Source organism: Stenomitos rutilans (assembly GCF_059505485.1).
The window spans coordinates 17,285-28,883 of record NZ_JCACKR010000129.1 but is presented as its reverse complement, the minus strand read 5'-3'; the positions used below and the strand labels follow the sequence as shown (position 1 = coordinate 28,883).

Genomic DNA, 11,599 nt, shown 5'->3' with positions numbered 1-11,599 from the left:
GAAACTTATGCCGCTAAACGCTCAATGTGACACTTCAAAGGGCGGAATGTCGGGTGGATTGCATGTGTCTCGCCGAATGGGTGCCATAACTGGAAGTCGATCGCTCTCATTGCTTGAAAGCGATCGACTTCGGATTCACAACCGTATTTACTGGCATCGCCATACCTATTGCCCTACATCCCATCAGTAGGAAGGCACAATGATTTGTAGAATGAGTGAAGCTGTTACGGCATTCTAGAAAAGCAGTAGCGTCAGCCATGCAGGTGTAAAGCCTCTCCTTTAGAACGCTTCGCAAACGGTAGGAGTTTCATGCTGCAACCTACCTACGCCCATCTTAGATTTAATTCGACCCACCTGCTTACCGAAAGGCTTGAACTGTAGCGTATTTAAGCAAGAATTGCTTTAAATGGTCTGTCCCTGCATCGGCACGATCAAGCACCCCCTGATTTTCCAGGTGCCATCGGGCTGCTTTTCCATCAAGTAAAGCGCTTTGACTAAATCACCATTCGGGTCAAGCAATACGACTTCCTGTGTGGGAATGCCCTGTACCATGACAAGTTTCTCAAACATGACCGATCGCGGTCGATAGACTGCGGCATAGCTCGTTTTCACCGCCTGAAAGAAGTTTTTAGCTGTCCCAAACTTGGCACGAATTTCAGGGCTGGCATATGTAAACGCTTCTTCCGCATTGTCCCTCTGAAAGGCTTGTAGCTGCCGCTGAATGACCGAACGAATGGTATCGCGATCAGAAGAAGTCTCAGTCATCTGCTGTGCTTTAACAGAAAGAGTAAGGAGCAGTAATGTGAAGCTGATCTGCGTTAACCAACGAGCTAATCTTCCGAACCGGAAAGGCAGCAGGTGCATGGAGCAAGTTTAAAGATGAAATACTTATTACTCAACATTACAGCGTAACTGTTAATCAGTCTGCTAGCTGGATTACCTCTCGAAGTGAGTGGGCAGAAGGCAGCAGTTAAAGCTAGAAGCTGAAAGCTAATTCACCCTTACGGGCACAAATTAAGTCGGATTCCTACAGCTCAGTTTTGATGCCTTAAATGCTTTTTCAATAAATCAGTGAGCGCAGACAATGGCTTATCGCGATCGAACACAAGCAGATGCTTTGACGCAAGCAGGGGCGCGATCGCGTCTCTTTGCAATGCTTCGGGTGAGGCGATCGCTGTGGCGATCGCGTCTGCCAAGCGACCACTTCCTGCAATCACCACGACGGGTCTGCCAGCCTGGAGGCTTTCTGTCACTTCCAGTAACGAAACCGCACCACCATTGATTAGAACAGTCACAGCGCCCCGATCAGCAGCCAGTAACGATGCGATCGCACTAATCCACGGAGACTCATCTCCCCACTCAGTACCGGGCGTGAGGACAAAATGAGTATGATTTGGCTCTAGCGGTTCACCATTGGGGTTGCTCTTACCCGGCAACGAAACCTTGCTAGCAGGTGCCACCCCAAGGAGACAAAATGTTGCTTCCATTGCCGTCCGGGACTGTCCCATCATTTGCATTACGCCAGTATCGGTGCCGCCATCAATAACGACAGCGTTGAGCGCTTCGGCGAGGGGAGCCAGCACCGTCTGGAACAGTTGATGAACGCGATCAATACTCTCCTGAGTCATCTGGCTCGCACCACCAATGATGACAAGCGCAGGAGCGGTAGTTTGAAGCCCCGCCGCCTGCAACGTGGTGGCAAGATCTTCTGTTGGATCAAGCGAGAGAACGATCGCCTGCTTGCCATTGGCGAAGGTCGTAAGCGTGTGTTGTGTCATGTTGGGCTACTAGGGCGATCGCACGGTAGCGGCTCGTATTGATTCTCATTAAAACTTATACTCTACATCGCATACGCTGGCTGATTTTGATAGGTAGGGGAGGGTGGAGGAGATGGGGGATGGGGGGATAGGGAGAAGGTAAATGGTGGGGGAGAAGGATGGTTGACGTTTGAGGGTTTAGTGAGGAGGGGAAAAGCCAGTGAGTGGTTGGGCTGACAGATCCCAAAAGATGGCTGATGCTGTTGCGTCTTTGAGAATGAGCTGTGGTGTTGTCTGGATGGTGCCGATCGCCTCGCAAATTAAATCGCGCTCGTGGAACAGCGATCGCACGGCTTCTACCTTTTCTGGATGCACGCTCAGCAAAAAGCCATAGCTGGGAAAGCAGAGCAGCCACCGTTCCAGTGGTAAGTCTGGTGGATGTGGTATTGTCTCTAAATCGAGTACCGCACCGCAGTTTGAGGTTTCGAGCAGCATCAGTAAAGTGCCCAACATGCCACCCATGCTGACGTCTTTGCCCGCGTGGCACAGTCCGGCGTTTGCCAGGTATGGTAGTAGCGCCAGATCATCGCGCAACTGCATCGAATCAGCAGTCGTGGCGGCATTCCAGAAGGGATGTTTAGAGTGGGGCTTGCCGCGAAAGTCGGTTGCTAACAGCAGGCGATCGCCCGGTTGGGCGTCAAAGCTAGTAATGAGTTGCTCTGCCCGTCCCAAAATCGCCACAGACAAAGCGTTGTAGGGACTATGCCCATTCGTATGTCCACCCACGATCGGTACGTTGTAAGCCGCTGCTGCTGCCTTCATCCCATCCAGCAGCGGTTCACTCATTGCAGTGGTTTGGCTCCAGATGGTATCTACCACTGCGATCGGGGTGCCTCCCATTGCGTAAATGTCGCTCACATTCACCATCACCGCACACCAACCAGCAAACCAGGGTTCTGTTTCTACAAGCGATGGCAACATGCCCTCCGCTGCCATGAGAAGGTAGCCGGAGCCGTCGGGGATAGCCGCGCAGTCGTCGCCGAGGAGTGAGGAGTGAGGAGTGGGGGATAGAGTTTTGAGTAGCGCTTTGCGCCGCTTCGCTAGAGAGTTTTGAGTTTTGAGTTGATGCTGATGGCTGACCGCCGACCGCTGGTTGCTGACCGCCGAGTTTTGAGTTTTGAGTTTTGGGTTTTGAGTTTTGAGTTGATGCTGATGGCTGACTGCTGATTGTTGACTGCTTTCGCCAAACCTTGACCCCTCTCCCCTCTCCTCTCTCCCCTCACTTGCCGCCCCCAACAGCCTCGCCGCTACTTGAATATCCTGCTTGTGCAAAATACCCAGCGATCGCTGTAAGTGTGCCACCAGATCTGCCAGCTTCAAGATGCTTCTTTGGTAAAGGTTGAAAGGGTTGGACGCTGCTCGTTGCTGGGTGGATAGTAGTTCAAATCGGCCTCCATCAAATGATGCGGTAGTCCGTGAATGGTCATCTCTTTCAGAGAATACCAGTGCTGCCGTTGAAAGAAGCGGACGTTTTGAAGCTGTACGGTTGCCAGAAAGCGATCGCACCCCCACGTATTGGCAGTCGTCACGGCTTTGTAAATCAAGCCTTTCCCAATCCGGGCTGCACGGCGATGGTCTTCATGCACACCTAATCGACCACCGTACCAGAGCCTTGGCTCTGGCTCGTAAATCCTTACAACCCCCATTACAGAGTGTGGCATCAATTGTGCAGAGTGGGTCAGCACAGGATGATGGGTCAACGGCAAAACATTCTGCTCTGATGGGTGTTGCGTCGGCTGAGCCGAATGTGCCAGTACAGGGTGATGCGTCAACGGCAAAACCAGCATTCCTGAACCCTCGCGCCTCTGTGCCTCTACCGCCATCGCCACGATCGGGTAGGCGATCGCGTCCATCTCATCCACATCGCTGCCTTGAAACAACCGCTGCTCCTCGACAAAGATTGCATGCCGCAACGCAAAGTAACCGCTCACATCCGAAGGCGACGTGGCTAATTTGAAGCAGTAAGAATGGGTGGACATGGGCAGGGGGAATGAGTTTTGAGTTTTGAGTTTTAAATATCTTTCTCTATGCTGTACTGCTCACCCTCTCTAACAATCAACAACTAACAACGTCTTCAAACGTTGAAAGCGCAGAGCAGGCACCACATTTGGCGCATCCGGCTTTGATGTCGCTGGAGGATAAGTCCGCACGGTTGAGCATGGCACCCACTTGACGGTAGAGGGCGAGCATAAATTCGCTGGTGGGTGGCGCGTGGTTGGCTAAGGGAGTGCCGCTAATCGGGACGAAGGGCACGACAAAGGGGTAAACGCCGATCGTCACCAGTCGATCGCAGGCAGCTAGTAGCGTCGGCAAATCGTCGCCCAACCCTGCCAGCAGATAGGTGCTGACCTGCCCTCGCCCAAACACTTTAACGGCAGCGGCAAAGGCTTCGTAATAATAGTCCACCGACACCGTGGCTTTTCCGGGCATGATTTGGGCGCGCACTTGGGGATCAACGGCTTCCAGGTGCATGCCGATCGCATCAACCCCTGCTGCTTGCAAGCGCTCAAACCAGAGAAAGTCGTCGGGTGGTTCGCACTGGGCCTGAATCGGTAATGCCACCCGGTTTTTGATCGCTCTGGCGCATTCGGTTAGGTAAGCCGCGCCCCGATCGCTCGTATTGGGCGTACCGCTGGTCATCACCATGTGCTTTACCCCATCCAATCGCACAGCCGCTTCTGCGACTTCTGCCAGTTGAGCAGGCGTTTTGCGGGCGATCGTCCGACCAGCCTCCAGCGATTGACCGATCGCGCAAAACTGACAGGAGGTAGCGGCATCGCTGTAGCGCATACAGGTTTGCAACACCGTAGTTGCCAGCACATCATGACTGTGCAGCAGGGCTATCTTCCAATAGGGAATACCGTCCGCTGTTGTGAGACCGTAAAACTTGGGCTGGTGCGGAAAGGCAATCGGCGCAACTAATTCATCGCCGCGATGCAACAGCGTTTGGTCGAGGGTGGCATCGATCGTGACAGCGTAGGGCGATCGGGCCGCAGCACCTGTATAGATCGGCACCATAACCGTTGTGCCTTCGATCGTCACCGCCTTGTGATCAGAAGGGCCAGCCCCACCCTTTCGTCCAGAAGCACCCGTTTCTTCCATTAACCGCAACCCTTGCGTTTGAAGGTCTGTAATTAACTGCTGCTTGTTCATGGGTGGGAGTGGGGGAAAGGTAAAAGGTAAAAGGCAGAAGGTAAAAAGATGAAGTCAGGAGTCAGGAGTCAGAAGGGGGGGCTGACTGCTGATGGCTGACCGCTGATTGTTCTTCAACTCAAAACTCAAAACTTCTACCTGCCCCCTGATCCCTAAAATACCTATGGTTCCAGCGCAAGAAACTCAGATCGAGGAATATTCAGGGGTTCTACGGCGGCTGGCTGTCCGGTGCCTTCATCCTGTAAGCCACTAACTACTGACCACTGGCTTGGGTTTAGCCGCAGTTGCAACAAATCAGGTCGTGAGTAGTGGCCTACACAATCCATCATGCGCTTGCGTTTGGTAATGAGCGAAAAGTCGAGGTTTGCGATCGCCATGCCCTCACCTTCTGTAAGCGGTGGGCAGAGATGGTTCCCTTCGGGGCCAATAATGGCGGTGTGGCATCCCCCACCTAGCACTTTTTGGAGTGTTTCATCGGTTGTGATTTGTCCTACCTGCTCTGGCGACAACCATCCGGTTGCATTCACCACAAAGCAACCAGACTCCAGCGCATGGTGGCGAATCGTCACTTCTATCTGATCCGCAAAAATCTGCCCTACCATCGAACCGGGAAACTGAGCGCAATGAATTTGTTCGTGCTGTGCCATCAGCGCAAATCGCGCCAGAGGATTGTAATGCTCCCAGCATGCCAGCGCGCCAACTTTGCCCACAGCCGTCTCTTGTACGGTCAAGCCAGCCCCATCGCCCTGACCCCAGACCATGCGCTCGTGGTAGGTTGGGGTAATTTTGCGCCGCTTTAGCAACAGGGAACCATCCGCGTCAAAGATAAGCTGCGTGTTGTAAACGGAGCCACGATCGCGCTCATTCACGCCCAGCACGACCACCATCTCGTAGGAACGGGCCGCGCGACTCACCGCATCTGTCACGGCACCGGGAATTTCGACGGCTTCTTCATAGAGCCGCATATGCTCTTTGCCCATCAGAACGGGCGGTTGCACAAACGAGAAGTAGGGGTAGTAGGGGACAACCGTTTCTGGAAAGACGACTAGCTGTGCACCCTCTTTGGCAGCACTGGCGATCGCCTGCAACACCTTCTCTGTCGTCCCATCCCGGCTGAACAGTACAGGGCTAAGCTGCACTGCTGCCGCTCTAACGGTGCGTGAATAAGCCACAGCGCCTCCAAATACAAGTTAATAGTTTTGAGTGATGAGTTTTGAGTTTCAAGTGGATGGAAGCCTCCAACTCAAAACCCAAAACTATTAACTCAACACTCTCTAAACCGTCCACGTATCCAGAATGAAGGCATTATCTTTGCGGTGCAGCAAGATCAAATCCAGCACGTCTAGAGGGCTGATGGGGCGAATGCCGGGCATCAGCGAGGGTTCGCCGTGTCCGTAGAGTGCCTGAAGTGCAAAACGGCAGGCGTACACCTTGCCACCTTCGGTCATGAACTTGCTGAGCTGGTCGTTAAAGTTTTGATGACCAGGGAAAGCCGCGTCGCCCAATTTGGGAAAGCCGCGCTGCACGCCTAGCGTGACGCCAGGCCCATAGAGCAAGACCGAGGTTTCAAAGCCTTTCCGCAGCAGACGCAGTGCTTGCAGCAGGTTGACCAGACCGATTGACCCTTCAAAGGCAACGGTGTGAAAGGTTACCAACGCTTTTTCACCGGGTTCAGCTTTCACATCTTCAAATACTTTTTCTTCGTAATCAACAAAGAAGTCGCCAGCTTTGTGAGCAGGAGTGGTTACTTCAGGCATCGCTTCATCCTCTGTAAAAGTTATCAACCGTTAGTCTTGTGTATGCAGTCTAAATCGCTGGCGCGATCGCTCAAAACTGATCGTTCACTAACTCAAAATTCACTGACTAAGACTGTATCGCAATGAGTACAGATTGCAACCTGATTATCGAATCAGTATAGAAAACCAGATGTAGAAAAGTGGCTCAGCCTCAATGCGAATACCTGTATACAAAGGTATAAAGCGCTTGAACCTCATAGCTGAATCATCGATCAGCCTACAATCCGTAAAGCAGATTTAGATTGATTGAAAACACCACTATAAATCTGGTTCTTGCTACACGGATGATTAAGCCGATCGCAAAAAAAACAGAAGCCGATCGCTCAGACGTTTGATCACGCAATCGCTTTAACATTCGACTTCTGCCTCCTCCTTAAAACCAGTACTTTTCAACCGACAGTGTTAACTGCCTGCTTGTGTGAAGCTTAGAAGCACACTCTTTTCATACTTGTGTACCTTGCTACAAAGTTGTCAGGTCTAACAGTATGGGCAGGGATAGACTAAAGCAGGTCTTGCGTTGGCAGCATTTTGTGGAAAGAACCTGTTGGTTTAAACAGGTATGAGAGGGGACGCGAAGTGAGGTGCTATCGATCGCTAGTGCGTCCAGACGTTTAGTAGTATGGGTGAGAGATTCCCTTTGCTCTCGCTACACACTTGTCATACCTATGTCTTCTAACAATCAGGTTTTTCCCGTTATTTGGAACGATCGTTCGCCCACCGAGACGCTCAGCGGACACGTGCTGTTGATCGACCAAACCCGCTTGCCAAATGAGTATAGCGTGGTTGAAATTAACCGCTATGAGGATATGGCACGCGCGATCGAAACCATGATTGTGCGTGGTGCGCCTGCGATTGGCGTTGCGGCAGCCTATGGAGTCTACTTAGGTGCGCGTGATATTCAGACGAGCGATCGCGCCGATTTTCTAGCTCAATTGGAGCCAATTGCTCAGCGATTGCGTGCCACTCGTCCGACAGCAGTAAACCTGTTTTGGGCGATCGATCGCATGGTTAAAACTGCCCATCAGACTCTTGGGCCTGTGGACTATTTGAAGCAAACGTTGCTAGACACGGCAAAGGCCATCAATACCGATGATGTGCAAACGTGTCATCTCATTGGCGATTATGGGCTGCGGGCATTGCCGTCCACTCCGGAGAAGCTACGCCTCCTCACTCACTGCAATGCAGGCGCGTTAGCAACAGCAGGCTACGGCACCGCATTAGGAGTTGTCCGCTCAGCGTGGCGAGAAGGGCGCTTAGAGCGAGTCTACGCAGACGAAACCCGTCCTCGTTTGCAGGGTGCCAAGTTAACTGCGTGGGAATGTGTGCAGGAAGGTATTCCCGTCGCTGTCATTACGGACAATATGGCAGCACACTGTATGCAGCGAGGCATGATTGATGCAGTAGTAGTGGGAGCCGATCGCATTGCAGCCAATGGTGACGCCGCTAATAAGATTGGCACTTACAGCGTGGCGCTGGTAGCAAAAGCGCACAACATCCCGTTTTTTGTGGCGGCACCGTTGTCCACGATCGATTTTGCGATCGCTGATGGCAGCCAAATTCCCATCGAGGAGCGCGATCCTAGCGAAGTGCATACGGTAGGCGAGACGCTCCTTTGTCCTGTTGGCGCTGAGTTTTACAACCCTGCGTTTGATGTCACTCCGGCCGCCTTAATCAGCGCCATCATTACGGAGTATGGGGCGATCGCGCCTGCTGACTTAAGGGATCAATTGGCCTCCAAGCAGGCTGTTTAGTTGTGAATCGGTTGCATCCTATTCTGTAGGGACGTTACGTGTAACGTCCCTACAGACAAGTTAAACGCCAATGCTTTTGCTGTCAGCGTTGAGTAGTTCAGCGATCGCTTGCCGCTCGGCGGGTGGGTGGGACGGGAGCACCTGACGGGCATCGGTAATGAGCCAATCCAGAGAAGCGGCTTGGACATCGATCGTCGCGCCTGTCTTATCCACGCAATAGCGACCAAAGACCAGCTTGTCTACCAGTCGTACCCCTGGCCCCAGTCGTGCGTATTCAAAAATGACGCTATTGTCTACGGTAGCCCCACTGCAAATCCAGCAGTTGGGGCCAATCATGGTGGGGCCAATAATCGTGGCTCCATCTTCGATGTGGGTCATACCACCGATGTAGACAGGCCCCTGAATGTCCACCTTGTCCCAATTTACCGATACGTTTAGTCCGGTGTAAATGCCGGGTGCCACTTGACGACCGGGAATTTCTACGTTTTTGACTTCACCATTGAGCACGCTGCGAATGGCTCGCCAGTAGTCGGGCGTTTTACCGATGTCTACCCACTCAAAGTCCATCGGTACACCGTAGAAAGGAGCGCCCTTCTCAACCAGCTTAGGAAAAAGCTGACCACCGATGTCAAACTCTACGCCAGGAGGAATATAGTCAAAGATTTCGGGTTCAAAAATGTAAATCCCAGTGTTAATGCAGTTGCTCAGCGCCTCTTCAACCGACGGTTTCTCCTGGAAGGCTTTGACCCGACCCTCATCATCAGTGACCACAACCCCATAGCTGGGCACTTCTTCTTCTGGCACCGTCTTCATGACGATCGTCGCGATCGAGCCTTTTTCACGATGCCACTTCACCGCAGCGGTCAAATCCAGGTCAATCAAGGCGTCACCGCACAGTACCACAAAGGTATCGTCAAAGAAGGGAGAAAAATCTTGAATGCGGCGCATACCACCCGCAGAACCGATCGCCTCACCTACGAGTTCGCCCTCGACAATGCGACCTTCAAACGAATAGGCAATTTGTACACCAAAGTGCTGTCCATCACGGAAATAACTTTCAATTTCGCTCGCCAGGTGGCTTACGTTGACCATAATTTCGTTAAACCCATGCTGCCGCAGCAACTCCAGCAAAAACTCCATCACAGGCTTTTGCAGAATTGGAATCATGGGTTTTGGAATGGTGTACGTGATGGGACGGACACGGGTTCCCTTACCGGCGGCCAGAATCATGGCTTTCATAGATCGTTCATCTCCCCAAACCTTCGCCACTAGATGTTAGCTAACTATGTTTAAAACTTAAAATGGCTGGCCTCTAACCATTGCTCTATGCTGATGCTAGGTGATCTTTAAGCCGAGTAAACATCAAACGAATGACTCTTTGTAAAGCCCTAGTGAAACACGACAGATGCTTCATCACATCTATAGTTAAGTTTTGTTTCAGAGGCGTGGACACGGTCTTCGCAGACGATCGCACGCTTTTGCTGACATCAAGCGGATGTCAACCACAATGTTAACAAGCTTAATCGAGCGAAGCACGTGCTGACCAGTCTGTGAGGTCAGACAATGCCTGCTCTGAGAGCAACTGAATTTTGAGATCCTGATAAAACTCCTCTTGTGCAAGTTCGACTTTTGATTGCGCCGACAGCAACAACAACGCCCAAAAAATCCCGACGCGGTCGTGGGTGGCATTTCCTGCGTGAGGATCATGCGGAATCGAGGCTTTGTAGTCGCTGGCCTGTGACCATAGCTCTAGAAGCAAATCAAAATCGAGCCAGTCTTTTCCCTTAGAGATGGTCTCCCAGTGATCAATAAAAAATTGCTCCAGCGCTACCGCCATTTCGGATAAGTTTTCCTGATGAGCAAGCTGGGCGATCGCGCGAACGGCTTGCCCACGAGACTGCTGTCGGGGACGACGTGCCCGCGATCGTGGGGTGGGATCATCCAACGCTGTCGCGATCGTGCGGAGTTGATCAATCAACTCTTTGAGGGTGACCCGTCGTCGTTGCGGCGGTTGAGCCACTGCACGACGACGAATTTGACGTTCCAGGTTCGCGGGCAACGATGAGCCAGACAAGCCTTCTGGATCGAACAACGCCATTTCGGCTTCAGTTTCAGTCTCAGCGACAGGTTCCGGTTGAGAGAGGCTGTCTGCCTTGAGTAACACCAGCATGGAGGCATACAAAAACGCCTGTCCCGATTGAGACAGGGTGGCTTCATAGGGTTCACGTCCGCTACTGAGCGGAGTCAAGGTGCTTAAGAAGCGATCGATCACCTCAATGACTTTGACATCCCACGGATCGATTTCACCCCGTTCTGCCAAATCAATCAGAAACGCGATCGCATCTTGCGCGAGAGATAGGGGCATGAATGAACCTACCGAAGGGGAATCCGAGCAAACCAGACTGCTGCAACCACGATCGCAACCAATAACAGCAGCGGTACCCACAGACTCCAGAGGCTAAGCGGTGTAATCAGGTCAGTGATCGCCATTTTTTGTATGCTAACTCAGGGCAAGAAGAATCGAGAGATCACGCATGAAGAAGGGAGTTTTGAACGGATTGTTCTAACTCAAAACGTTTAACCTTCACTGAGCATAAACTTCGGCTTCAGCATCCTGCTCTACGCCTGGACGAGGCTTAGCGGCTGGAAGCAGACGCTGCTGCTCTTCGATTTCGGCTTTATAGCGCTCCACATTCTCTTCTAACTCTTGAATGCGAACGTCTCTAACTTTCAGGTCTTTTCTGGTGTCAATGACCCGCTGAAGCTGAGTCCACACGCTAAACACCCATGCCATCACAGCCCCAATGCCCATTGCCATGATGAGTTCAATCGCGAGGGGGGCTTGTAGCTCAATGCCTTGAGCAACTCGAATGACGGCTGGGTCGGTGTTTTCAATACCAAACAGCACAAGAGCGAGACAGATGACGAAAATAATGACAAAGTTAATTTGCCGCATATTGAACTTCCTACGCTTGCGATGGATTGCCGTTGCTTCAGAGAGCGAATGCTAATTGAATCGCTATGGATAAAAGCTTGGGACTGTACCCAGCCTTTTAATAGACGGCTTTGAGCCTGTCATATC

12 protein-coding genes are annotated in these 11,599 nt (G+C 52.0%); 2 read left to right on the top strand and 10 right to left on the bottom strand.

Annotated elements, in window-relative coordinates; genetic code table 11:
• Positions 1-190 (top strand): hypothetical protein (locus tag AC5JLP_RS27415; RefSeq protein ID WP_496071016.1); only part of this gene is annotated, 190 nt, incomplete at its 5' end.
• Between the two features lie 212 nt (positions 191-402).
• Here the strand turns inward: AC5JLP_RS27415 and AC5JLP_RS27410 are convergent.
• From AC5JLP_RS27410 to AC5JLP_RS27380, 7 genes are all read right to left on the bottom strand, one after another.
• Positions 403-765: a DUF4864 domain-containing protein gene (locus tag AC5JLP_RS27410; RefSeq protein WP_496071015.1), complete on the bottom strand. Its 363-nt coding sequence runs from the start codon at positions 763-765 to the stop codon at positions 403-405.
• A 269-nt stretch (positions 766-1,034) separates the two neighbouring features.
• Positions 1,035-1,778, bottom strand: a complete 744-nt coding sequence (locus AC5JLP_RS27405) for a hypothetical protein (RefSeq protein ID WP_496071014.1) — start codon at positions 1,776-1,778, stop codon at positions 1,035-1,037.
• 177 nt (positions 1,779-1,955) lie between these two features.
• The gene (locus AC5JLP_RS27400; RefSeq protein WP_496071013.1) at positions 1,956-3,137 is read right to left on the bottom strand and encodes a sll0787 family AIR synthase-like protein; all 1,182 of its coding nucleotides are present in this window, start codon (positions 3,135-3,137) and stop codon (positions 1,956-1,958) included.
• Positions 3,134-3,796 carry an MSMEG_0567/Sll0786 family nitrogen starvation N-acetyltransferase gene (locus tag AC5JLP_RS27395; protein WP_496071012.1) on the bottom strand — a complete coding sequence of 221 codons (663 nt, stop codon included), beginning with the start codon at positions 3,794-3,796 and terminating at the stop codon, positions 3,134-3,136. The genes AC5JLP_RS27400 and AC5JLP_RS27395 overlap by 4 nt, the downstream gene beginning before the upstream one ends.
• A gap of 76 nt (positions 3,797-3,872) precedes the next feature.
• Positions 3,873-4,970: an MSMEG_0568 family radical SAM protein gene (locus tag AC5JLP_RS27390; RefSeq protein WP_496071011.1), complete on the bottom strand. Its 1,098-nt coding sequence runs from the start codon at positions 4,968-4,970 to the stop codon at positions 3,873-3,875.
• Between the two features lie 161 nt (positions 4,971-5,131).
• On the bottom strand, positions 5,132-6,142 hold the full coding sequence (locus AC5JLP_RS27385) for a Nit6803 family nitrilase (RefSeq protein WP_496071010.1): 1,011 nt from the start codon (positions 6,140-6,142) through the stop codon (positions 5,132-5,134).
• Between the two features lie 102 nt (positions 6,143-6,244).
• The gene (locus AC5JLP_RS27380; RefSeq protein ID WP_496071009.1) at positions 6,245-6,727 is read right to left on the bottom strand and encodes an MSMEG_0572/Sll0783 family nitrogen starvation response protein; all 483 of its coding nucleotides are present in this window, start codon (positions 6,725-6,727) and stop codon (positions 6,245-6,247) included.
• Between the two features lie 704 nt (positions 6,728-7,431).
• Here AC5JLP_RS27380 and mtnA point away from each other — a divergent pair.
• Entirely contained in the window at positions 7,432-8,517 is a 1,086-nt protein-coding gene (gene mtnA, locus AC5JLP_RS27375; protein ID WP_496071008.1) for an S-methyl-5-thioribose-1-phosphate isomerase, read from the top strand.
• A gap of 60 nt (positions 8,518-8,577) precedes the next feature.
• Here the strand turns inward: mtnA and AC5JLP_RS27370 are convergent, their stop codons facing one another.
• From AC5JLP_RS27370 to AC5JLP_RS27360, 3 genes are all read right to left on the bottom strand, one after another.
• The gene (locus tag AC5JLP_RS27370; RefSeq protein ID WP_496071007.1) at positions 8,578-9,756 is read right to left on the bottom strand and encodes a nucleotidyltransferase family protein; all 1,179 of its coding nucleotides are present in this window, start codon (positions 9,754-9,756) and stop codon (positions 8,578-8,580) included.
• Positions 9,757-10,036: 280 nt separating this feature from the next.
• Entirely contained in the window at positions 10,037-10,882 is an 846-nt protein-coding gene (locus tag AC5JLP_RS27365) for a segregation/condensation protein A (RefSeq protein ID WP_496071006.1), read from the bottom strand.
• 219 nt (positions 10,883-11,101) lie between these two features.
• Positions 11,102-11,473: a lipopolysaccharide assembly protein LapA domain-containing protein gene (locus AC5JLP_RS27360; RefSeq protein ID WP_496071005.1), complete on the bottom strand. Its 372-nt coding sequence runs from the start codon at positions 11,471-11,473 to the stop codon at positions 11,102-11,104.
• Positions 11,474-11,599: the final 126 nt, after the last annotated feature.

What these genes read in the sequence shown, in the direction of transcription:
- AC5JLP_RS27410 (WP_496071015.1), bottom strand. Translation starts at nt 765, where the DNA reads ATGACTGAGACTTCTTCTGATCGCGATACCATTCGTTCGGTCATTCAG.
- AC5JLP_RS27405 (WP_496071014.1), bottom strand. Translation starts at nt 1,778, where the DNA reads ATGACACAACACACGCTTACGACCTTCGCCAATGGCAAGCAGGCGATC.
- AC5JLP_RS27395 (WP_496071012.1), bottom strand. Translation starts at nt 3,796, where the DNA reads ATGTCCACCCATTCTTACTGCTTCAAATTAGCCACGTCGCCTTCGGAT.
- AC5JLP_RS27390 (WP_496071011.1), bottom strand. Translation starts at nt 4,970, where the DNA reads ATGAACAAGCAGCAGTTAATTACAGACCTTCAAACGCAAGGGTTGCGG.
- AC5JLP_RS27380 (WP_496071009.1), bottom strand. Translation starts at nt 6,727, where the DNA reads ATGCCTGAAGTAACCACTCCTGCTCACAAAGCTGGCGACTTCTTTGTT.
- mtnA (WP_496071008.1), top strand. Translation starts at nt 7,432, where the DNA reads ATGTCTTCTAACAATCAGGTTTTTCCCGTTATTTGGAACGATCGTTCG.
- AC5JLP_RS27370 (WP_496071007.1), bottom strand. Translation starts at nt 9,756, where the DNA reads ATGAAAGCCATGATTCTGGCCGCCGGTAAGGGAACCCGTGTCCGTCCC.
- AC5JLP_RS27365 (WP_496071006.1), bottom strand. Translation starts at nt 10,882, where the DNA reads ATGCCCCTATCTCTCGCGCAAGATGCGATCGCGTTTCTGATTGATTTG.
- AC5JLP_RS27360 (WP_496071005.1), bottom strand. Translation starts at nt 11,473, where the DNA reads ATGCGGCAAATTAACTTTGTCATTATTTTCGTCATCTGTCTCGCTCTT.